This window comes from uncultured Algoriphagus sp. (assembly GCF_963974365.1).
Lineage (GTDB): Bacteria > Bacteroidota > Bacteroidia > Cytophagales > Cyclobacteriaceae > Algoriphagus.
In genome coordinates this window covers 101,982-122,964 of the sequence record NZ_CAXBBX010000008.1, presented here as the reverse complement: position 1 = coordinate 122,964, position 20,983 = coordinate 101,982, and the positions used below count along the sequence as shown (strand labels likewise).

Here is a 20,983-nt window from a genome sequence, read left to right as displayed (position 1 = left end):
TCTCGATTACGTTATATAAACGGTTTCCTCAGGGTATTTGTACCGTTGTTCTCCTATCCTACGGACGATTGCAATTAAAATCGTGAGTGTTCCCACCCTTCCGATGAGCATGATTACCATCAGTACCACTTTACTTCCAAGGCTCAACTGTGGAGTAATTCCTAGCGTCAGGCCCACGGTTGAAAACGCGCTAAACACCTCAAAAGCAACATCAATCATTGGAAGTTGAGGATCAAATATCATTAGGAGAAACACACCAAGGCCTATTACTAGAACAGAAAGGGAGATTACAGCGAAAGCTTTTTTTAGGGTTTCATTAGTAATCTGTCTTCTAAAAACTTCAACTCTGGTTTTCCCTGAAGCAATACTGAATGTATTGAGCATAGCCACAGCAAAGGTACTGGTCTTAAGGCCACCACCTGTTGAGCCTGGTGAAGCTCCGATCCACATCAGGAAGAGGTAAATCAATATTGTAGGAACAGCCAATCCTCTCATATCTACTGTGTTGAACCCGGCAGTCCGAGGAGTAACAGCACCAAAAATTGTTGTAACAAATTTTCCATAAGGACTAAGACCTTTCAGTGTAGCATCGTATTCTGATATGGCATACACGGCCATCCCGAGGATAAGTAAGATGCCCGTGGTATAGATTACCAGACGTGTGTTGACACTGGAAACTCTTGGTGTATGCCGATATTTTTCTATCCCTGAAATGCTCTTGACCTTCCCTACGATCACATGCTTGACATAAGAATAGTAATTTAATACTACTGGAAAGCCTATTCCACCAAGCACAATTGCCAGAGCAATCGCCAAGTGCATATTATAAGCTTCACGGAATCCTTCCTGATAGAGCCCGTTGCTGAGCGTAGAAAACCCTGCATTGCAAAAAGCTGAGATCGCGTGGAAAAGCGAAAAGAATAACTGATCTCCTCGGCCTGAAAACTGTGCAGAGTCGGTAAAATGATAGATCAAAAAGGCGCAAAATCCTTCCACCAAAACAGTAAAAGAAATGATTTTAAATAGGGTTGTGTAAATCTCATTTACATTGTTCTCATTGATGTAATCGCGGATGAAAAGACGGTTTTCTATGGAATAACTACCCTTAAAAAAGAAACCGAAAAAACTCGTGAATACCATGATCCCAAGTCCACCAATTTGGAACAAAATCATAATAACTACCTGACCAAAAAACGTGAAATCTTTGGCAGTATCCAATACAATCAGGCCAGTGACACATACAGCCGAAGTCGCCGTGAATAAGGCATCTATGAAGCTTATATCTCTGGTAGTCGCTTCAGGAAGGCTGAGTAGGCCTGTTCCAACTAAGATGAGCAGAATGAAAGAGAGTATAAAAACTAATGAAGGGCTGAGTTTTAGTTCATTTATGGTGAGACTAAATTTGCTGAGCTCTATAAAAAATAAGACGATGACCAGACCATTAATGAGATGGTAATGTGCTGTGAAATCCAAAACCAATTGGGTCATTTCATTTCCCAGCACATTCCAGCGGACTAGCGCTGTAAGAATCATTAATAGTGAAAGAAGTAACTCAAGAATTACTCGTGCAGGGAAGATGGATTTTTCTACTAATAATACCCTAATAAAATAACCAACTCCTATGAGGATAAGAGAAATATTGAAGAGCTCAGAAGCAGTGACCTCATTTTGCGGATCTGTAGAATACCCAAAATGAAATAGCAAGAGACCAAACGCAAAAATACTGCTGATCTGAACTACTTTCTCCTGCACCTTAATCACCTTATTGAGAAAGATGATATTGCGATCAGGGTTAGAAAAAATTTTCAGCTTGAATTTCATGGATTAGAAATAGACTTTATAGGAATATCAATTTTTCTCTTGGGACTTATTTCTGGAAAAGGTAAAAATCCCTTCAGCAGGATACAAATGAAATTTCTTATCCAAATTTTGTGAGGAATAAATACTTGATTTACCACTGAAAAGGTAGGCGATCAAGCAGGCAATTCCCAAATATATTCCAGATTCATATCCGAATAATTCCATCCCCATCACCGTACAGGCCATGGGCGTATTGGTCGCTCCAGAAAAAACCCCTACAAATCCCATCCCAGCAAGTAAAGCAAGAGGAAGCGGAATCCAAGTGGCGAGTGCATTGCCAAGCGTGGCGCCAGTAAAGAACAATGGAGTGACTTCCCCTCCTTTGAAGCCGGCTCCAAGTGTAAAGCTGGTTAGGCCAGTTTTTGCCAACCAGTCGTACCAAGGAAGTGGAGTCTCGAAGGCTTCTACTATCCTCGGAACGCCCAAACCTATGTAGGTCGTACTGTCCGAAATGTATACAATTCCCGCGATCACCAGTCCGCCTATGACCGGGCGAAGGGGTGGATATTTTATGAAGTGGGAAAATTGATGAGAAAAAAAATGAGTGCTTTGGGCAAATAATCTCCCGGAAAACCCGAAAGCTATTCCAGCAGGAATCACCCAAAGTAAGTTCATCAAGGTATGTGGAGGAACCAATGCTATGGAATAGTGTGTATGTCCAACAGCAAAAAGGTAAGCGCAGACCCAGTGGGCCACAAAAGCAGTCCAGAAAGCTGGAAACAGCGATTTCCAACGAATTTCTCTATGAAGCATCCATTCTAAAGCGAAAATAGCTCCTGCTAGTGGTGTACCAAAAACAGAGGCAAATCCTCCGGCTACTCCGGCTATTAAAATTACCCTTCTGTCTTCTGGATTCAACTTGAAATACTTAGTGAGCTGATCCGCAAGCGAGCCTCCCATCTGCACTGCTGTGCCTTCGCGACCAGCGGATCCACCGAATAAATGTGTCAAAATTGTCCCAAAAAGTACCAAAGGAGTCATTCTAAGCGGAATCGGCTTTTCAGTTTTGTAAAGTTCATCCAGCAAAAGATTGTTTCCTTTCACCGAATTTTCCCCAAAGCGATAATAGGTCCATCCGATCACAAATCCCGCAATAGGTAGCAGGGCGATGATCCAGAGATGAGATTCGCGATATGTAGTCGCCCAATTAAGAACAATCAAAAAAATAGCCGATGCAGCACCTGAAAGCAAGCCTACCAAAAGGCCTAAAACAATCCAAAGTCGTATATACCGAAAAATAGAAATGCTGTTCAAACTAGTTTTTTCAATTAGTTAGGCCAAATTAGGAATAGATATTGAATTTAATGAGGCATTATTAACCCTAAATCATTTTAGAACGACCAACTTATTTGGAGGTTCAAGGGTTATCTAAATACAAATCACCCAATTATGCAAAATATTCTTATTTCCGGAGGTTCAGGGCTCATTGGCCATAAAATCACTCAGCTGCTGGAACTGAAAGGATATTCCGTGGCCTGGCTCAGTAGATCTCAGCAAAAACATAAATCTTTTGTTTGGGACGTGGAAAAGCAAACCATAGATCCTGAGGCCATGGACTGGGCAGATGCTGTCATTCACCTAGCTGGTGCTGGAGTCGCTGAGAAGCGCTGGACTGATGAACGGAAGAAGATTATTCTTGACTCCAGGATTCAAAGTACACGATTGCTATTTGATGCCATCGAAAAAGCTACAGAAAAGCCTAACACATTTATTTCGGCTTCTGCTGTGGGGTATTACGGGTTTGATACCGGAACATCTTTGATGGATGAAACTAATGAGTCAGGATCAGATTTTTTAGCTCAAGTGGTCGTCTCTTGGGAAAATGAAGTGAAGAAAATGGAAGAATTGCACCTTCGCACAGTAATGCTGAGAATAGGCATTGTGCTAGATGCAAATGGTGGTGCACTTGGAGAAATGATGAAGCCACCAATAGCTGCGCCTCTGGGAAAAGGAGATCAGTGGATGAGTTGGATCGCTATTGAAGATCTGGCAAGGATGTTTGTCTTTGCTTTGGAAAAGACTACGCTACAAGGTGTTTTTAATGCAGTCGCTCCTAATCCAGCCACCAATCAAGAACTTACCAAGGCTGCTGCAAAAGAAAAGGGCAAACCTTATGTGGGAATTGGAGTGCCAGGATTCGTTCTCAAGTTAGTTTTAGGCGAAATGGCCGCGATGGTTCTTGGTGGAAATCGGGTTTCTTCTCAAAAAATCCAAAAAGCGGGATTTGAGTATGAATGTCCAGAGCTCACTGGGGCGTTGAAGCATATCTATAATTAGGAGGTTAGATTATTACCCTTTAGTAATTCTACTATTTGCTCTTTGATGACAATGTGCAAACCTAGACTGTCTTTGGAAACTCCATCTACAAGCTTGTAAGTGTAAATGGCTTCGTCGTTAACTACTCTCACATCAAAGCACTTAAAGAAGATGTTTTTTTGCTTTTCCAATTCCTGGGCAATCTCCATGATGTGCGAAGAAATAATGTAGACACTTCCAGGCTGCTGGGCCATAGCAGAAATTATCATGGAAGAAGCAGCGGAGGCATCTTTTACATTGGTGCCACGAAATAGCTCATCGAAAATGACGACTAGATTTTTATCATTTTTGATCTCACTCGCTACTTCCTTTACTCGCTTTACTTCACTATAAAAATGACTGAGTCCATGATTAATATTATCAGCGAGATTGATCGTGGTGAAAATCCCGTCGAAAATACTCGTTTTCATTTTGAAAGCAGGAACAGGGAATCCCAAATGGGCAAGATAAATAGCCAAGCCGAAGGCCTTGAGGAAAGTAGATTTACCTGACATGTTTGCTCCTGTTAGAAAACACATATTTTCTTTCGCTGAAATAGTGAAATCATTACCAACAGCTTTAACCAGCTTTGGGTGTAACAGCCCTTCAATTTCTATTACAGAGCTCTGAGTGTCCTCAAATTCAGGAAAAGCGAATTTTAATTTTTTACTTGTCTGAGCTACTGCGATGTATGCATCAAATTCATAAAAGCGTTCGAGCAACCAGATGAGCTGCTCCTTGCCCTTATTTCTCAACATAAAATCAAACTCTGAAAAATGGAGGTAAAGCGGTTTTTGGCCATAGGAATCCATAAAGTCCCGCAAGTTGCTGCTTTTGATTTGCTCTTGAATCTGATAAGCAAGATTGGATAGATACCAATTAGGGTTCAGGTCTTGGATTTTAGTAGCCAGTTGTAATGCTTCTTTCAAAAATTCAAACACATGTTGCATCCCTGTTTCTTGGATGTAAAAATTGTTTGAAGTGCGATACTTGTTTTTCAGATAGATTGACAGCGAACTGTATTGGGAAGAATTCATTGCTATGCCAGACTCCAAGTAGACAGTAATAAAATCAAGTTGCTTTCTGTCAAGCCTCAGTAGGCCATCATTTTGCTGAAAGAATTTTATAGATTCCTGTCTATTTTGAAGGAGGATTTTGCTTTTCGTTGGATTGCCAAACAACTTTTCCAAGTAAGCTTTTCCACCTTTTGATTCTGGCTTTTCAAATAGAGAAAGTAAACTTTCCTCATCGTAGTTGATAGCTAGACCCAGATCTTTCGACGTCTGCTTGTCAATAAGAAAATGCTCATCATCAGCTTCTGCCTCTTTTTCGGACTTCTCAGGAGGCAGGTAATTGTATTCGATGAGTTGTTTTGTTTCCAATATTGGCTTCAGCGCTCCTCCCGTAAGCAGGAAGGTTTTGTCGCTAACATCCATCAGATTAAGGTAATCGTGATCAGTAATGATGATGCCTTTTTCTTGTTTATGTAAATCAATGAGTGCTTTGATGTCCGTTCTGTAGAGTGGTTCTACCTGGGAAAAAGGTTCGTCAAGCAAGGCAAATGCCGTTGGAAGATTGAGAATCAGCAGTACTTGAAGGTATCGTTTTTCACCGCCAGAAAGTGCAGAGATTTTTTTATTGAGAATAGGCTTTATTCGAGCATTAACAGAAACTGAGTTTCTTCTGTCTTCTTCTACAAGGAATGTTCGAATGACCGAGGAAACAGATAAGCCATTTGGCAAGAAATTGCCTTGAGGTAGATAGGCTATTTTATCTCCATCTGAAAATGCTTTTTCCAGGAATTTACCGTTTATCCTAATGCTTTTACTTTCTGCATCAGTTGACCCAAAAATTATCTGAAGTAAAGTGGATTTGCCTGTTCCATTTCTACCTAAAATTCCAATCACCTCTCCTGTGGTGCATTTAAGATAGATATCAGTAAGTAAATGTTTATGGCCAAAGGACTTGATCAGACTATCTACTTCTAAGATGTGATGAGTCATAGGCAGTTAAAAAATAAGGAAATAGGTAAGGGCAATTGCTGCATTTACCCCGAAAGTAAAGCCAATCAATTTTAACTTTTCATGACCTAAATTGAAATAGAAGAAATACTGATGCGCATACCTTACTTCAAATAGATAAAGAGCGAGTAGGTACCCAATTGTCAATAGTGGTAGGAAAAAGAAAACATCAAAACTGCCACCGTTTATATAGGCTAAGAAAGCGACGAGTAATGAAAAAGGAATATTGAAACTGCTGATTTGCTTATAGTATAGAAAAAGACTTCTCATGCTTTAATGGCTCTTAAAGGCGTACATCGAAAAGTATTTTGATTTCAAATCCTTTTCCCCCTTCCCACCAAAAACCAAAGAATGGCACCTACAAGCGGAAGTAAAACCACGATGACGATCCAAATTAACTTGTCATTTGGGTTTGCGAACTTACTGCTCACCACATCAAAAATGGTAATTGCATAGATTATTAATCCGATAGCTCCAAGTCCAAACATGTCAGGAAGAGTAAGTGGTTTTTGTGCTTTTGCCCATGACTAAATAAACGAGTGGACCAATTCCCTGAGCGAAAAGTAGAATTACTACCCAGATTATCTTCATGTTAGGATCTTTGAAGTCTGAACGCAACACGTCTACCAAACAGTAAATCCATAGAACAGTATAGAGTAGACCAAATAAAAGGAAAATCATCATCGAGCCTCCGCCCATGTTTTGAATAAAAGAAAGTGTCATTTAGTGTTTTGTTGAGATGAAAAGGTTGGAGTGAATTTTCTAAAACCGCGTTTAGTCCTTCTATTCATACTTAGGTACAAAAAGGTCCCAATTACTGGTACGAATAAAATCATCAGTGCCCAGATCAGCTGCATGTGCTGCTCTTTGAAATCTGCACGAATCATGTCGATTAATGCATAGACCCAAAAGGAGAAATAGCCTACCATAACTAAGAAAGTTGCTGTTTGCCAGTAAACAAGCCCGTTTCCTGGTGATATTAAATCCATAAGTTCTCTTCAGTTATTTTTACCATTGAACCAAAATAGCTTTTTTTGAGTAATCAAAATAAGAATTTAGCTAAAAGTTAAACCACCAACCATTATGAAGAGAAGCCTGCTTTCGCTGCTTTTATCCTTTTTTGCGCTCTGTACTTACGCTCAGGTCGACTTAAGCTATTATTTACCGAAAGGATACACTTACGATGAATCAATCCCAACTCCAAAGGAAGTTTTGGGATACGAAGTCGGAGAATGGCATGTGAGTCATGATCAATTGGTCATGTATATGAAAGCCGTGGCTGACGCCTCTGACCGCGTGATTTTTGAAGAAACCGGGAGAACTTACGAGAAGAGACCTCAGGTACTTCTGACAATTACCTCTCCATCCAATCTTGCAAAGATTGATCAGATCAAAGCTGACCGAAAAAAACTTCGGGATGCCGGCTCTTCAGCTGATGTAGCAAATATGCCTATTGTGATGTTCATGGGGTATTCTGTTCACGGAAATGAACCTAGCGGTGCCAATGCTTCTTTATTAGCAGCGTATCATTTTGCTGCTGCGAAGGAAATTGCTTCTGATTTGGACAACATGGTTTTACTTCTTGATCCGGCAATTAATCCGGACGGATTGAACCGGTTTGCCTCTTGGGTAAATACGCACAAGTCGTATAACATGAATGGTGATCCGAATAATGTAGAGTTCAACGAGGCTTGGCCTAGAGGAAGAACGAATCATTACTGGTTTGATTTGAACAGGGATTGGCTTCCAGTACAGCACCCAGAATCCAGAAATAGAGTGCGGGTTTTTCAAGATTGGCTTCCAAATATTCACTTGGATTTCCATGAGATGGGAACGAATAGTTCCTTCTTTTTCCAACCAGGTGTACCAGCTAGAATGCACCCTCTCACGCCTACCAAAAACTTTGAACTGACGAAAAAAATCGGGACTTATCACGCAAAAGCGTTGGATGAGATTGGCTCGATGTATTACAGTGAGGAAAGCTACGATGACTATTACTATGGTAAAGGATCCACCTATCCAGACGTGCAAGGTTCTATTGGGATTCTGTTTGAGCAGGCCAGCTCCAGAGGTCACTTGCAAGAGAGTGTAAATGGGATGCTAAGTTTTCCTTTTACGATTAGAAATCAATTCACGGCTAATCTCTCCTCTTTTCAGGCTGCAAAAGAAATGCGTCAGGAATTGAATGGGTTCATGCAGGATTTTTACAACGACATTAAAAAAGAAGTGGACGGAGATAGCAACAAGGCGTATATTTTTGGAAGCAAAGATGACGATGCGAGGAGCTATCATTTGGCAGATTTGATCCTTCAGCATGACATCAAAGTATTCAGCCTGAATGACGATATCACGGTAAATGGAAAGGAATTTGAAAAAGAGAATTCTTATATCGTCCCGGCAGATCAACCTCAATACAGACTGATCAAAGCGATGTTTGAGACTAGAAATACCTTCAAGGATAGCTTATTTTACGATATTTCTGCTTGGACATATCCTATGGCTTTCAACTTGGATTACATGGCATTGAATAGTCAGATTCTGAATTTGGCAAGTGTGAATGAAATCTCGAAAAGTTCCCTTGTTTTGACTCCGGGAAATGTAATCGGTGAAGCAGGTGCCTATCAATATGCGATGGAGTGGACGGATTATTATGCGCCAAAAGCTGCCTTCAAATTAATGGACGCTGATTTTCAGGTAAGAGTTGCTACTGGGGAATTTACTACTGCAGATGGCAAGACGTTCGGAAGAGGTACTTTACTGATTGGAAAAGGAGAAAGCGGATTGGATGATCAGGCTTTTTTCAATAAGCTCTCCGAAATAGCCAAAGTTTCAACGGTTGATATCTACGCATTGACAAGTGGATATACTGGAGGTCTGAACATTGGTTCTCCTAATATGATGTCGCTGGACAAACCTGAAATAGCTCTTTTGGTAGAAGGAGGAGTGGACAGCTATGAAGCGGGAGAGATCTGGCATCTGCTGGATCAGCGCTACGAAATGCCGATTACGTTACTTTCTATGGATAGAGTCGGTGGCAACACGCTCGATAGATACAATGTCATCCTAATGCCAGACGGTAGGTATTCTAGTCTTGGAAAATCTGGTGCGGCGACATTGAAGTCGTGGATTTCCGGTGGAGGAACACTGCTTGCCAAGGGTGGTGCAATCCAATTCCTTGCTCAGAATGAAGTGGGGGATTTCAAGTTTCGTGATGGGGCTGAAAAAGTGACAGGTCTACAGCGAAGCTATGCTGACTATGAAAATGAAAGCGGGGCAAGAGTGACCGGTGGGGCGATTTTCAATGCGAAGCTGGACCTTACTCATCCTATTGGCTATGGTTATACCGATACAGAAATCCATACATTCAGAAATGATAATTTGTTCATGGAGCCTTCGGAAAACCCTTATGCAAATCCACTGGTTTATACTGATCAGCCATTAGCTTCGGGTTATCTTCACCCTTCCAATCTTCCTGGAATTCAAAATGGTTCAGTAATTCAGGTATCCGGTGTTGGAAGAGGTAGGATTGTTGCTTTTGCAGATAATATGAACTTCAGGGCCTTCTGGTTTGGAACAAACAAACTCTATATGAATGCGATCTTCTTTGGGCAGGTGATCCAAGGTGGAACTGCTAGATAATTTCAAAAATTAATAATCCCGGGCCTTGGCTCGGGATTTTATGTTTTAAAAATACTTAACTCTTTTATAAAATTTTGCGTAAGCAAGCCTAGTAAACACTAAAACATCGTCTATGAATATTTTTACAAAACTATTACTTGTATCTGCACTGGTATTGTTCGGATTTACGGCACATGCCCAGGAAATGAGTTTTGAAGAATATAATCCGCCATCTACTCTCAAAGTCCCTGAGCATCCTGTGCAAAGAGCAAAGTTCCCTTTTGTAGATATTCATAGCCACCAAGGGGGAATTAATGAAGAAAGGATTGATCAGCTAGTTGCTGAAATGGATGAGCTTAACATGGGAGTCTTGGTCAATCTAAGCGGAAGAGGTTTTGGAAGGGGAAATAGCAATTCTCAGCAGGAGTATATCAAGGACATGATCAAGGAGTTCAATACGCATGCTCCAGGACGATTTATGGTCTTTACCAATTTGAATTTTGCAGGTTTTGGAGATAAAGAATGGACTCGAATTGCGGTGAAAGAGCTGGAAGAAGATGTGGCAGCGGGAGCAAGTGGTTTGAAAATCTATAAAAGCCTTGGTCTGAATGTGAACGATGTAGATGGCAATAGAGTACCCGTCAATCATCCTGATCTAGATGCTGTTTGGGCGAAAGCTGGTGAATTAGGAATTCCGGTGATTATTCACTCGGCAGATCCTGCGCAATTTTGGCAACCGATGGATGCGAACAATGAGCGCTGGTTAGAACTAAAAACTCATCCAAATCGTCAGCGGGGTGCGGACAATCCAGCACCTTTTGAGCAGATTATGGCTGAGCAGCACGATGTTTTTGCGAAGCATCCTGAAACGACTTTTATCAATGCACATATGGGCTGGATGGCAAATGACCTAGATGAGGCTAGCGAGCACTTAGAGAAATATCCAAATGTCAATTTCGGAATCGGTGCTGTGATTGCTGAGTTTGGCCGTCAGCCAAGACGTGCTAAGGAGTTTTTCGAAAAGTATCAGGACCGAGTGTTATTTGGCAAAGATGCCTACAACAAAGAGGAGTATTATACTTATTTCCGAGTGCTGGAAACTGAGGACGAATATTTTCCTTACTATAAAAAATATCATGCATTCTGGGCAATGTATGGCTTAGGTCTTTCGGATGAGATTTTGAAGAAGTTGTATTACAAGAATGCCCTTCGAATTGTGCCGGGAATGGATAAGAGCGTTTTTCCGGATTGATACGTTTGTTTTCCAGCAGGTCGGCGCGGATTATATCCGTAGATCTGTTAGGGCGAAAAATCTTTCGCTCCTACATTTTTCAATCCCTATGTAAAGCCACTTTACATATTCCTTCCTATATGTAAAGAAAATCGAAAAATCTATACACACCCCCTTTCATATGTAAAGAAACTATAGCTTTTCTTTACATATCAGACTACCTTTGTAAAGAAAATTAGATAATCTTTACATATGGTGTGGAACCTTATCCCTCTTCCTTACACAGACGAACTGGAAACAAGGACAATTCTCAAGCAACTTCCTACTGCGCATGCGGCGTTGGCGGAGCTGAAAGGATTGGTTTATTCTATTCCCAATCATGAAATTTTACTGAATACACTGGCTATTCAAGAGGCCAAGGATAGCTCGGCCGTGGAGAATATCATCACCACGCACGATGAGCTTTTCAAGTCAGACCTGGAGTTTGAGTCTATGTCTCCTGCGATCAAAGAAGTCCAAAATTACGTGGCGGCGATGAAGCGTGGATTTGAGTTGGTAGATACTCAAGGGCTATTGACAAATCAGATAATCCTTCAGATCCAAGAGATCTTGGAGGGGAATAATGCAGGATTTCGAAAACTGCCAGGCACCGCACTTAAGAATGCACAAACAGGCGAAACGGTCTATCTCCCTCCACAAAACCCTGATGAGATCATTTCGCTGATGTCAAACCTGGAGCAGTTTATCAATGAATCCGAACTGAGCGATTTGGATCCACTGGTGAAGATGGCGATAATCCACTTTCAGTTTGAGAGTATTCATCCATTCTATGATGGAAATGGACGGACAGGAAGGATTTTGAATATTTTGTATCTTATCCTGTCGGGCTTGCAAAAACTTCCGATACTTTACCTCAGTAGTCATATTATCCGTAACAAGACGGATTATTACAGACTACTCCAGGCTGTTCGGGAAAATGGAGATTGGGAAGGTTGGTTATCTTATATGATTTCAGGAGTGGAAAACACCGCACGGGAAACGATCGTTTTGATAGAAAACCTGAAAGTTCAGATGGCTGAAATGAAGATTCAACTTCGGGATAACTATAAGTTTTACTCTCAGGAACTGTTGAATAATTTGTTCAAACATCCATATACAAAGATCGAATTTATTGTACAGGACTTGGGAGTTTCGAGAATCACTGCTGCAAACTATCTTAATAAGCTTGCCGAGGACGGTGTGCTGCGTAAGGAGAAACTTGGTACCGGAAATTACTATGTGAATGAGAAGTTATTTGCGCTGTTGACAGCTAAATCCTAGCCTTATGAAATTGACACAACTCCATCCCATTTCCTTCCTCAAGGGACAGGTTATGGCAATTAAAAAATAAACAAACAGATGAATATTCTCCAGAAGAAACCTAGAATCAAAGCGACGCTAAAATACCTCGTCGTCTTGGTTCTGGTTTTACTGGTTACGATTTTTCAGGATTTTTTGAATTCCAGAACTAACGAGTATCCATTTTTCGCTTCGGAATCCGTTCTTATTAATAGCTTCTGGGTTTTGATTCTGCCGGTATCTTTTCTATTGAATTGGCTATTTCAGAAGGTTTCTATACATGATAAACTTCCAAATCTCTTTTTAAAGCGATTCATTTTTGTGCTTGTAGCGACACTTATCCACATGCTACTTTTTGCAGGCTTGTTACATCTGATTTCTGCGAGTTTCTATGAGCATACGATTAGGTTCATGCAGAATCTCCAGTTTACCATTTCACAAGATCTATATAAATATCTGTTGATATACTCCGTGATTGCATTAGTGTTAATTAAGAAAAAGAAGCATGTTAAATCTACCTGATCGTAATCAAACGAGGTATTTCAACTACAAAAAACGAACGCTTTGGAATGGCTCTCACCTAGTGGGAATTTCGCTGGTTTCAATCGCTTTGATTATATGGATTACTTCGAATTTTATTGAGAACGAGACTGATCCATTTACACTGTATATGATTGTTGGAATTTTTCTTTTCCTTGGAATTTTGAGTCTATCTACCTATTCAGGAATTCTCATTGAGTTTGATCGGAGTAGATTCAAAGAATACCAAAGTGTTTTTTGGTTCAAAATTGGAGAATGGAAGGAGCTACCTAAAATCGAGCATGCAGAATTTATTCTGCATAGTTTTCGCGCCACCAATATCCCAAATGGGATTACTCCCACCCTTTCTGGTGAAGTCACCATTTATAAATGTGTCTTGCTTGCGAATGGCACTAAGTTTTTGGCGCTTGATTATGGGAGAGAAAAAGATGCTGTTGTAGCAATAGAGGAAATAAGGGAGGCTTTAGGGATTTAAAAAATTAGGGAAGAAAGATTTTTCTCCCCTAAATAATTCTTAAAACTTCAGATTCAATCCCAACATAAAGTTGGTTCCCGCCATCGGGTAATAGTAGTTTTCCGTCACCAATTCTTTCTGGCTTTCTCCTGGTACGAAATAGCTAAACGTGTATCCATTCGGCTCATACATTTCATTGAAGATGTTGTTGACCATCAAATTCACTTCTAGGCTTTTGAAGAACCTTGGCTGAACTTGGTAGCTGATTCGAATGTCATTCGTGAAGAAAGAGTCCAAGGATCTACTGTCATTCGCCGAATTGTCCAAAAACTGCTTTCCAACGTACTTGGACATCCAGTTCAACGAAAGATTTTGGATAGGCTTATACTCAATGATTGCAGATGCAATCGCATTTGGAGAAAAGGCAATGTCTGTATCCTCGTAAGTAAACGCCTCTTGCTGGAATTCTTCTGTGCTATAATCGTCCACATATTCGGTAAACTCCTTGATCTTGTTTTGGCTTAGTGTCAGATTTCCACCCACAGTAAGGGCCTTCGAAATTTGGTAACCTCCCGACAGCTCGATTCCAGCCCGGTAAGATTTAGCTACATTCTCTCGGATGTAAGCCCCAACATCATTGATTTGGCCAGTTAATATTAGCTGATCTTTGTAATCCATAAAATAGAAATTGGCATTGTAGTTAAACTTGCCTTTCTGAGCTCTCACACCTGCTTCAATGTCATTCAGTCGTTCTGGTTTTGGGATTTCAGTGATCGGGTTATCTGTGAAATCCGATCTTTTAGGCTCACGGTTGGCCACTGCATAACTCGCATACCAAACTTGTCCATTGCTTCGCTCATAGCTCAATCCAAATTTAGGATTGAAAAAGGTGTATTTTTCCTCTCCATCTACTATCCTTTGATCATCATTGACTCCAGAAAATGAATAGTCGATTCCACGGAGCTGCAAATCACCGAAAAGGAATAAGCCCGGCGTAACTTCATGCGTCGCTTTTAGATAGATATTGCGATCGTCTTTGACGGCATTGTTGTCATAATAGCGATCTCGAATATTCGTTTCTCCTGCGACTCTTGCCCATATGATTTCTCCGAAATGGTCACCATCGTAGCGATTGGCTCCACCACCTAGGATCACATCCCATTTACCATCATCAGAGATGTAATTGATCGAAGCGATTCCTCCAAAGAAGTCGTTGTCCAGCCATCTTCTGCGGATAATATCCGTGCTGGAGATTATTTCTCCTCCAATTTCTACATCAGGTAATGCATAGCTTGCAAAGTCATCATCCTCTCGATATTGCTCATAATATCCACGTCCATAGGTATAATGAAGCGCGGCGTTAGTTTTCCAGTTGCTTCCGATTTTACCAGTATAGATCAGCTGATAATGATCTTGCTGGTAATTATCCGTTTCATTGTCGTAGGTGTAATAGTTGAATGTACGGTCATTCTCCAGTTTTGATTCTGGAAGTCCATACCAAGCTTGATAAGTTTGTTCTTTACCGGAAAAGACATTCAGTTTCACGACATGGTTTTCACCATAGTATCCTCCAGATACAAAGAAGGATTTCAAATCAGAAAATGCTCGGTCTACATAGCCATCAGAGGTGATTTTGGATAATCGTGCATCTACAGCAAATCGGTTATTCAGTAATCCTGTCCCTGCTTTGACGGTATGTCTCCAGGAATTGAATGATCCGGCAGAGTTTAGAATTTCTGCATAGGGTTCATCCTGGCGCGTATCTGTTTGGAAATTCAAACTAGCACCAAATGTTGCGGCGCCATTTGTAGAGGTTCCCACTCCTCGCTGAATCTGTAGGTTATCCACTGACGATGCAAAATCTGGCATGTTGACATAGAAAACACCATGCGACTCCGCATCATTCATCGGAATTCCATTCACAGTTACGTTGATTCGGCTTTGGTCAGATCCCCGAATACTCATACTGGTGTAGCCAATACCTGCTCCTGCATCAGAATTTGTCACTACTGACGGAGTGAAATTCAATAAAATCGGAATATCCTGACCTAGGTTTCTTTTGGCCAATTCCGCTTTGTCAATAGTCTGAAAGGTAGTTGGTGTAGTGGCTGAAGCTCTAGTGGCAGATACAATAAACTCCTCCGAAAGGAGATCTGTTGGATTTAGCCGCAAACTTAATTCGCCGGTTAAAGGGACGCTGAGGCTTTTTTGAAGTGTTTCAAAGCCAACATACGATACCCGGAGTTGAATTTCTCCTTCTTTTAATTTGGTAATTGTAAAATTTCCGTTTTCATCGGTGACAGCGCCCCGGCCTTGTTTTTCGGTCCAGACAGATGCACCTATTAATGGTTCGCCTGTGGAGGAGTCCAAGACTTTTCCGTTGAGGCTGCTTTGTGCCCAGGTGGAAATTGCAAACAGGCATAAAGCCAAGTTTAACAGTACTTTTTTCATGTGTAATTTTCCCTTTCGGGAGATTGAGTGAAACATGAGAAAGCTTTAGGGAAGCTTACCGTATTTGTTTACCCTGTAACACTAACAAAATCAAAAATCCAGAAGGGTACCGCTTCTTAGGTTTGATTTTATTCGTTGCTACGCTTGTTCATTTCCCTTCGCCGGCATTATCCGGATCAGGTCGTATGGGTATGATCTCAGCCCGTTTTGTTAAGGCACCCCCTATGATCTTGAAGCAAAGGTAATCGGGAAAAGTTGCTTCGCAAATCTGTGGATTGGAAAATTATTTCTACCCAAGCATAACTAGTATGAGAATCAAAAAGCCTTACTCTAGACTATTTGTCTTATCTGTCAAATCTTTTTCCTAAATTTCTGGTCAAACCCTATTAACCTATGAAAATCTATAAACTGCCTTCGGGCACCCTTTTACAGTATCAAAATCAAACTTTTTTAGGCCCTGCACAAGATTGGGACAAGCTACTGGCTCAAGAAAACCTAAAAGACCACTTAACAACGGAATCCAAATCGTGGAAAGAAATTTCTGCAGAAGAAGGTGAAGAAATTCTTAAAAAAGGGATTTTGGCACCTATGGGAAATCAGGAAATCTGGGCCGCTGGTGTGACTTATTACCGAAGTCGTACTGCTAGAATGGAGGAATCCCAAGATGCTGGTGGAGCAGATTTTTACGACAAAGTATACCATGCAGACCGTCCAGAGCTGTTTTTCAAAGCAACAGCGAGCCGAGTTTCGGCCCCAGGTGCAGCGGTAAATATCCGAAAAGATTCTACTTGGGACGTGCCGGAGCCAGAGTTGACATTGGTGATTTCTCCATCTGGAAAAATCCAAGGCTATACCTGTGGAAATGACATGAGTAGCAGAAGTATTGAAGGAGAAAACCCACTCTATTTGCCTCAGGCGAAGGTTTATGCAGGTTGTGCTGCGATCGGGCCTTGTATTTTCCTTACTGAAAAAGCCATTGAAGAAACTGCCAATATCCGATTGGAAATCTTTCGAGATGATGTGTTAGCTTTTGTAGGTGAAACCCCTCTGACTCAGCTGAAGCGTAAGCCAAAGGAATTAGCCGGCTGGCTTTTCAAAGGAAATACTTTTCCTATAGGTTGCTTTCTGATGACTGGAACAGGTATCGTACCGGACGATTTTACGTTGGAAGTTGGCGACAAAGTGAGAATTGGAATTGATGAGGTTGGAGTGCTCGAAAACTTAATTGAAAAAATTTAATCTGTAGCGGATTGCGGGGAGTATGCGTACAGGATTTGCATATACTTAATAACTTTTACCTACTATACCTCAGACATAGTTTGAGTCTAGAGGTGAAAACGTAATCAAACTAGTTACCATGAAAAAGTATTTACTTCCCCTTTTCATTTCTTTTGTTCTTTTCTCATGTGAAAAAGCAGACAATCCTGATATTTCAAAAATGCCTCAGGAATGGTCCTTGATTGGATATAAAAGTTCATGGGTGGCTGATCCAGAACTAATCCCAATTACAGATTCTATTTATAATTATAGACTGGAGAAAAACGGGTCATTTGTCAAAAACATAGGAGACTTTCGATTGACTGGAACCTATGAAATTGACGATAGCACGTATGACAGGACCTATATTTCTTTGAATTATGATGCTGCATCCATAAAACTCAATGAAGAGTCAGGACGTAATTTGATTCATTATTGTGGTCAGAATTATGAGCCTTTTGTAGTTGTGGATTCAAAAACTATCTCGGGTAGCTGGAGTGAGTGTGACGGACCAAATTTCATTTTTCAGCGAAAGAATAGGTAAATCTGCTTAACTGAATTTTATCTTTATGATATGACTCAGTTTTTCCAGCACAAACTTCGTTTACCATCCTACCCATCAGGCTATCATTTGATCACTGATAAAATAGAAGAAGCGATTCCTGAAATAGCCCAGATTAAAACTGGGTTTCTTCAGGTTTTTATCCAACATACTTCAGCCGCTTTGACTATCAATGAAAATGCTGATCCTACGGTGAGAAAGGACTTCCAAACCTTCGTAAATGAGTTAATTCCAGAATCTTATCCACGGTTTATCCACACGTACGAAGGGCCTGATGATATGCCTGCGCACATTAAAGCCAGTTTTTTTGACACAGCCTTACAAATCCCCATTTCTGGTGGAAAACTCAACCTAGGTATTTGGCAGGGAATTTATTTGTGTGAATTTCGGAGAAATGGAGGGAGTAGGAGCTTGATTATTACGGCTTTTGGTGAGATAAAGTGAATCGGTTTCTATTAAATTATTTACATCGTTTTGCCTACCTCTCTCCAGGTCACTAATTTCACATTATTCTTGTTTAGCAATTCTCTGGCTTTTTCACTGGTAAAAAAATCGTAATCGGCTTGTCTCCATGGTGCATGATACGTATCATGACCCTTCGTCACAGCATTCATTTCTTCATCATCAAACGCTAAGTGGACTAATATCACATTCAATCCAGAGGTTAGATTATTGAGTGATTTGGTGTAAAAAGCTTCCATTCCGGTATTATAATCATTTGGTTCAGCCATAAAAAGTTGATCGACTATTGGAAACATATTCACATTAATTCCTTCAAATAATGAAGAATTTGGCTTAATGATTCCGTCTACCATTTGCTGGTTAATCATAGCGGGGATGTTCAGCTCCTGCGCAATTTTCAAATAGGATTTTAAATATTCTGGTCGTCCATAGAAAATGCAGCCCATATGGGAATCCAAATGCGAAGGAGTGATTCCCATCTGATTGGCAGCTTTGATCTGCGCTCTGATTTCCTTCTCTACTTCCTCAGGGCTTGCGTTTTCAGTTACTTGCGCACAATCAGGATACATATGTCCTTTCTCATTTGCCAATCCAGGGACAGCCATTCTTCCAGCCTCGGGTCCCCAGTTGAAATTATGCCATTCATTCGTCAGAGTAATATGAATTCCGATATCCGCGTCAGGCATTTCCTTCGCCATTTCCCCTACTTCCGCTGACCAACCTGTAGGAACCATCATGCTTGTGGAAGTTACCAAGCCCTTTTTCATTGCATCGAAAGTCGCTTTGGTCTGGGAATGCGACACACCCACATCATCGGCGTGAATGATTAGGAGTTTAGCATCTTTATCATAGCCAAGTTTTTCAGCTAGATTTTGGGAAAAAGAGACTGTTGGCAAGAAAGCCAAAAATAATAGAAGGAAGCGTAGCGTATTCATCTGGGTTGTTGTTTGCCCTAAGATAAATATTATCAGCTTTTGTACTGCTTCGATTTAGTTCTATAAACCCACAGGTAGGTGAAAAAGCCTGTGAATACCTGTAGGATAGCAAAGTACAGCCAAGTTCCTGGTTCTTTTAGCGGCTCAAAATTGATGGTGTTATTGTAATAGAGCTTCGAAACAACTAAAGCGGCCAGCGTTGCAGGAAGCACTACTACGAGCCAAAAGTTGAGAAAGGAACGGTATATTAATGGGGTTGGCTTTTTTGAAGTTTGTGGCTTGGATTGATTCTTTTTCATGCTGTGAATTGTCTTTGCTTGATCGATCCTGATTAAGCTTCTTCTTTAATTTTAGCTGACTTAGGCTTATACTCTTTGAAATACATCCAAGCTCCAAAAACTATCTGGAATATCAGGATTTTGACATAGGTAGAAGGTAATTTGATGAATTCAAGCCAGTTTGAGTCGCCTTTAACTAATTGGAAAACTATGGTGGTGATAAGGCTAGCAGGTAGTATTACTGCCAACCAAAAGTTGAAAAATGAGCGAAAAAGGAAAGGTGGTTTTTTCATTTAACTTGAATTTTTACTTGAACTCTGATGATACCTCAAGTTAGGTCTATAGAAAATGTAATAGTTCGAGATACTGGTGAGAATAAGATACCAGATGAATGTAGAATAGAAGTTTCTTTCAACGATAAATTCCCATGAAATAGCTCTATTAATTGTGAAATTTGTTGCCAAAGCGAAGAGTACAGCATCTGGGAGCGTGAGTGTATACCAAGACTTGAAGTAAGGAGTGAAATGCCTTTCGAATCGTTCTTTGCCCTTTGATACTTCCATGGTTTTTAAATTTATCAATTTTTCGAAGGGAAGTAAAATGGCTGAAGGCTCACTTACTTGACCAACCCTTGGATGATTTGATTGAGATACATGATATCACCTAGTTCATGAAAGGCTGAAATCACGATTCTGTTCTCAGATGGACTTTCTGCTGTAGGGTATGGAAAAGAAGAAGTGATGATGCCTGCTTTTTCAAATTCTTTCACCCAAGAGGAATCTGAATACGCAAATGCCGGAAATGCCCGACTTCCGCTGATTTGAGCAATCTCGGCTGTCTCTTGGGCGAATATTCCACAGGCATCTTCCAGCCAGCTTTTCGCCTCCAAATAAATATGCTCCATATCCAGAAAAGTGCTCAAGTGCGCTGGTGACCCAGGTGAGGCTCCTCCAAAAAGCGGAGTTGACTTGATGGTTTCCAAGTGTTTTTCATTACCTAAGATTATCCCAGCGGGCAGGCCTAACCCTTTTCCTAGTGAGCCTGTCACAACAAGATTGATGTTCGGATCATCCCAGTTTTCGTAAGTACCGTAGATGCTTTTACCAATGGTGCCGAAGGCATGACTATCGTCTATCAGCAAAGTGACTTCGTGTTTTTTAGCGATGGACTTCACCCAATTATAATCATGAATCTCACATAGAAAAGGGTCTAGCGCATTTCCGATTAGTAGGATTTTGCGTTGAGATAGCTCTTCAGACTGTTCTAAGCAGGATTTTTTCCATTGTGTAAAATTTAATTGAGTAGAAGGAGATAAATCATCTGGCACAATAGCCGAATGTGCGTCTGGTGCAATCCAGATGAGATCGGCATTTTTATAACATGATTTCCATGCGGCTATTCCTGCCAGATAGCCTGAGCTAAAAACTGCTGCGGAAGGAGCACCTGCTGATGCGGCAAAGGCCTCTTCGAATTCATCGAAAATAAGGAGTCGAATATTATTGAGTCGGCTTTGTCCATGATTGGAGCCAAAATCAAACAGCCGATCAGCCAAAATGTCCAGGAAGTCATTGTTTTGAACAATTCCCAGATAGGAGGTTCCACTGAAATAGAGATGTTCTCTACCCTCTATTTCTATCATTCGACCTATGCCTGTATCTAAGTAGTGATTTTTCAAAGCTTC

22 protein-coding genes and 1 riboswitch are annotated in these 20,983 nt (G+C 40.8%); of the genes, 9 read left to right on the top strand and 13 right to left on the bottom strand.

What is annotated here, in order from left to right; all coding sequences use genetic code 11:
• Nucleotides 1-6: 6 nt before the first annotated feature.
• Complete coding sequence (locus AACZ87_RS12160) at nt 7-1,821, bottom strand: potassium transporter TrkG (protein WP_339867493.1); 1,815 nt, start codon at nt 1,819-1,821, stop codon at nt 7-9.
• Between the two features lie 27 nt (nt 1,822-1,848).
• Entirely contained in the window at nt 1,849-3,114 is a 1,266-nt protein-coding gene (locus tag AACZ87_RS12155) for a voltage-gated chloride channel family protein (RefSeq protein ID WP_339867492.1), read from the bottom strand.
• A gap of 135 nt (nt 3,115-3,249) precedes the next feature.
• Between AACZ87_RS12155 and AACZ87_RS12150 the strand changes: the two genes are divergently transcribed.
• Nucleotides 3,250-4,137 carry a TIGR01777 family oxidoreductase gene (locus AACZ87_RS12150; RefSeq protein ID WP_339867490.1) on the top strand — a complete coding sequence of 296 codons (888 nt, stop codon included), beginning with the start codon at nt 3,250-3,252 and terminating at the stop codon, nt 4,135-4,137.
• On the opposite strand, the gene AACZ87_RS12145 is transcribed toward AACZ87_RS12150, so the two are convergent.
• The 5 genes from AACZ87_RS12145 to AACZ87_RS12125 are packed head-to-tail and all read right to left on the bottom strand — an operon-like array spanning nt 4,134 to nt 7,165.
• Entirely contained in the window at nt 4,134-6,158 is a 2,025-nt protein-coding gene (locus tag AACZ87_RS12145) for an ATP-binding cassette domain-containing protein (RefSeq protein ID WP_339867488.1), read from the bottom strand. The two genes, AACZ87_RS12150 and AACZ87_RS12145, sit on opposite strands and share 4 nt — an antisense overlap.
• Before the next feature lie 6 nt (nt 6,159-6,164).
• Entirely contained in the window at nt 6,165-6,446 is a 282-nt protein-coding gene (locus AACZ87_RS12140) for a hypothetical protein (protein ID WP_339867486.1), read from the bottom strand.
• A gap of 44 nt (nt 6,447-6,490) precedes the next feature.
• Nucleotides 6,491-6,664 carry a PLDc N-terminal domain-containing protein gene (locus AACZ87_RS12135; protein WP_339867484.1) on the bottom strand — a complete coding sequence of 58 codons (174 nt, stop codon included), beginning with the start codon at nt 6,662-6,664 and terminating at the stop codon, nt 6,491-6,493.
• Nucleotide 6,665: 1 nt separating this feature from the next.
• Nucleotides 6,666-6,899 (bottom strand): PLD nuclease N-terminal domain-containing protein, encoded by a 234-nt coding sequence (locus tag AACZ87_RS12130; RefSeq protein ID WP_339867483.1) that lies wholly within the window; start codon nt 6,897-6,899, stop codon nt 6,666-6,668.
• On the bottom strand, nt 6,896-7,165 hold the full coding sequence (locus AACZ87_RS12125) for a PLDc N-terminal domain-containing protein (protein WP_339867482.1): 270 nt from the start codon (nt 7,163-7,165) through the stop codon (nt 6,896-6,898). Before AACZ87_RS12125 ends, AACZ87_RS12130 begins: the two co-directional genes overlap by 4 nt.
• A gap of 94 nt (nt 7,166-7,259) precedes the next feature.
• Between AACZ87_RS12125 and AACZ87_RS12120 the strand changes: the two genes are divergently transcribed.
• The 5 genes from AACZ87_RS12120 to AACZ87_RS12100 all read left to right on the top strand — a co-directional run bounded on the left by AACZ87_RS12120 (nt 7,260) and on the right by AACZ87_RS12100 (nt 13,378).
• A complete protein-coding gene (locus AACZ87_RS12120) occupies nt 7,260-9,815 on the top strand; it encodes a M14 family zinc carboxypeptidase (RefSeq protein WP_339867480.1) in 2,556 nt (851 codons plus the stop codon).
• Nucleotides 9,816-9,927: 112 nt separating this feature from the next.
• The gene (locus AACZ87_RS12115) at nt 9,928-11,046 is read left to right on the top strand and encodes an amidohydrolase family protein (protein WP_339867478.1); all 1,119 of its coding nucleotides are present in this window, start codon (nt 9,928-9,930) and stop codon (nt 11,044-11,046) included.
• A gap of 231 nt (nt 11,047-11,277) precedes the next feature.
• Nucleotides 11,278-12,345 (top strand): Fic family protein, encoded by a 1,068-nt coding sequence (locus AACZ87_RS12110; protein WP_339867477.1) that lies wholly within the window; start codon nt 11,278-11,280, stop codon nt 12,343-12,345.
• 78 nt (nt 12,346-12,423) lie between these two features.
• A complete protein-coding gene (locus AACZ87_RS12105) occupies nt 12,424-12,885 on the top strand; it encodes a hypothetical protein (protein WP_339867475.1) in 462 nt (153 codons plus the stop codon).
• Complete coding sequence (locus tag AACZ87_RS12100; protein WP_339867473.1) at nt 12,869-13,378, top strand: hypothetical protein; 510 nt, start codon at nt 12,869-12,871, stop codon at nt 13,376-13,378. The genes AACZ87_RS12105 and AACZ87_RS12100 overlap by 17 nt, the downstream gene beginning before the upstream one ends.
• 39 nt (nt 13,379-13,417) lie before the next feature.
• Here AACZ87_RS12100 and AACZ87_RS12095 read toward each other — a convergent pair whose 3' ends face one another.
• A complete protein-coding gene (locus AACZ87_RS12095; protein ID WP_339867471.1) occupies nt 13,418-15,808 on the bottom strand; it encodes a TonB-dependent receptor in 2,391 nt (796 codons plus the stop codon).
• 136 nt (nt 15,809-15,944) lie between these two features.
• Nucleotides 15,945-16,041: riboswitch (TPP riboswitch) on the bottom strand.
• A 160-nt stretch (nt 16,042-16,201) separates the two neighbouring features.
• Between AACZ87_RS12095 and AACZ87_RS12090 the strand changes: the two genes are divergently transcribed.
• The 3 genes from AACZ87_RS12090 (at nt 16,202) to AACZ87_RS12080 (ending at nt 18,071) form a co-directional block, all read left to right on the top strand.
• On the top strand, nt 16,202-17,047 hold the full coding sequence (locus tag AACZ87_RS12090; RefSeq protein WP_339867469.1) for a fumarylacetoacetate hydrolase family protein: 846 nt from the start codon (nt 16,202-16,204) through the stop codon (nt 17,045-17,047).
• A gap of 118 nt (nt 17,048-17,165) precedes the next feature.
• A complete protein-coding gene (locus tag AACZ87_RS12085) occupies nt 17,166-17,609 on the top strand; it encodes a hypothetical protein (protein ID WP_339867468.1) in 444 nt (147 codons plus the stop codon).
• 30 nt (nt 17,610-17,639) lie between these two features.
• Nucleotides 17,640-18,071: a secondary thiamine-phosphate synthase enzyme YjbQ gene (locus tag AACZ87_RS12080; RefSeq protein ID WP_339867467.1), complete on the top strand. Its 432-nt coding sequence runs from the start codon at nt 17,640-17,642 to the stop codon at nt 18,069-18,071.
• Between the two features lie 20 nt (nt 18,072-18,091).
• Here the strand turns inward: AACZ87_RS12080 and AACZ87_RS12075 are convergent, their stop codons facing one another.
• Genes AACZ87_RS12075 through AACZ87_RS12055 form a run of 5 tightly spaced genes read right to left on the bottom strand, consistent with a single transcriptional unit; the run spans nt 18,092 to nt 20,977 of the window.
• Nucleotides 18,092-19,024, bottom strand: coding sequence for a polysaccharide deacetylase family protein (locus AACZ87_RS12075; RefSeq protein ID WP_339867466.1), 933 nt, complete (start codon nt 19,022-19,024; stop codon nt 18,092-18,094).
• A gap of 32 nt (nt 19,025-19,056) precedes the next feature.
• The gene (locus AACZ87_RS12070; protein WP_339867465.1) at nt 19,057-19,323 is read right to left on the bottom strand and encodes a hypothetical protein; all 267 of its coding nucleotides are present in this window, start codon (nt 19,321-19,323) and stop codon (nt 19,057-19,059) included.
• Between the two features lie 32 nt (nt 19,324-19,355).
• On the bottom strand, nt 19,356-19,595 hold the full coding sequence (locus tag AACZ87_RS12065; RefSeq protein ID WP_339867464.1) for a hypothetical protein: 240 nt from the start codon (nt 19,593-19,595) through the stop codon (nt 19,356-19,358).
• Entirely contained in the window at nt 19,596-19,865 is a 270-nt protein-coding gene (locus AACZ87_RS12060) for a hypothetical protein (protein ID WP_339867462.1), read from the bottom strand.
• 53 nt (nt 19,866-19,918) lie between these two features.
• Nucleotides 19,919-20,977, bottom strand: coding sequence for an aminotransferase class I/II-fold pyridoxal phosphate-dependent enzyme (locus AACZ87_RS12055; RefSeq protein WP_339867461.1), 1,059 nt, complete (start codon nt 20,975-20,977; stop codon nt 19,919-19,921).
• Nucleotides 20,978-20,983: the final 6 nt, after the last annotated feature.

What these genes read in the sequence shown, in the direction of transcription:
- AACZ87_RS12070 (WP_339867465.1), bottom strand. Translation starts at nt 19,323, where the DNA reads ATGAAAAAGAATCAATCCAAGCCACAAACTTCAAAAAAGCCAACCCCA.
- AACZ87_RS12060 (WP_339867462.1), bottom strand. Translation starts at nt 19,865, where the DNA reads ATGGAAGTATCAAAGGGCAAAGAACGATTCGAAAGGCATTTCACTCCT.
- AACZ87_RS12065 (WP_339867464.1), bottom strand. Translation starts at nt 19,595, where the DNA reads ATGAAAAAACCACCTTTCCTTTTTCGCTCATTTTTCAACTTTTGGTTG.
- AACZ87_RS12095 (WP_339867471.1), bottom strand. Translation starts at nt 15,808, where the DNA reads ATGAAAAAAGTACTGTTAAACTTGGCTTTATGCCTGTTTGCAATTTCC.
- AACZ87_RS12145 (WP_339867488.1), bottom strand. Translation starts at nt 6,158, where the DNA reads ATGACTCATCACATCTTAGAAGTAGATAGTCTGATCAAGTCCTTTGGC.
- AACZ87_RS12085 (WP_339867468.1), top strand. Translation starts at nt 17,166, where the DNA reads ATGAAAAAGTATTTACTTCCCCTTTTCATTTCTTTTGTTCTTTTCTCA.
- AACZ87_RS12105 (WP_339867475.1), top strand. Translation starts at nt 12,424, where the DNA reads ATGAATATTCTCCAGAAGAAACCTAGAATCAAAGCGACGCTAAAATAC.
- AACZ87_RS12100 (WP_339867473.1), top strand. Translation starts at nt 12,869, where the DNA reads ATGTTAAATCTACCTGATCGTAATCAAACGAGGTATTTCAACTACAAA.
- AACZ87_RS12110 (WP_339867477.1), top strand. Translation starts at nt 11,278, where the DNA reads ATGGTGTGGAACCTTATCCCTCTTCCTTACACAGACGAACTGGAAACA.
- AACZ87_RS12120 (WP_339867480.1), top strand. Translation starts at nt 7,260, where the DNA reads ATGAAGAGAAGCCTGCTTTCGCTGCTTTTATCCTTTTTTGCGCTCTGT.
- AACZ87_RS12135 (WP_339867484.1), bottom strand. Translation starts at nt 6,664, where the DNA reads ATGTTTGGACTTGGAGCTATCGGATTAATAATCTATGCAATTACCATT.
- AACZ87_RS12125 (WP_339867482.1), bottom strand. Translation starts at nt 7,165, where the DNA reads ATGGATTTAATATCACCAGGAAACGGGCTTGTTTACTGGCAAACAGCA.
- AACZ87_RS12090 (WP_339867469.1), top strand. Translation starts at nt 16,202, where the DNA reads ATGAAAATCTATAAACTGCCTTCGGGCACCCTTTTACAGTATCAAAAT.
- AACZ87_RS12150 (WP_339867490.1), top strand. Translation starts at nt 3,250, where the DNA reads ATGCAAAATATTCTTATTTCCGGAGGTTCAGGGCTCATTGGCCATAAA.
- AACZ87_RS12080 (WP_339867467.1), top strand. Translation starts at nt 17,640, where the DNA reads ATGACTCAGTTTTTCCAGCACAAACTTCGTTTACCATCCTACCCATCA.
- AACZ87_RS12140 (WP_339867486.1), bottom strand. Translation starts at nt 6,446, where the DNA reads ATGAGAAGTCTTTTTCTATACTATAAGCAAATCAGCAGTTTCAATATT.
- AACZ87_RS12115 (WP_339867478.1), top strand. Translation starts at nt 9,928, where the DNA reads ATGAATATTTTTACAAAACTATTACTTGTATCTGCACTGGTATTGTTC.
- AACZ87_RS12130 (WP_339867483.1), bottom strand. Translation starts at nt 6,899, where the DNA reads ATGACACTTTCTTTTATTCAAAACATGGGCGGAGGCTCGATGATGATT.
- AACZ87_RS12160 (WP_339867493.1), bottom strand. Translation starts at nt 1,821, where the DNA reads ATGAAATTCAAGCTGAAAATTTTTTCTAACCCTGATCGCAATATCATC.
- AACZ87_RS12075 (WP_339867466.1), bottom strand. Translation starts at nt 19,024, where the DNA reads ATGAATACGCTACGCTTCCTTCTATTATTTTTGGCTTTCTTGCCAACA.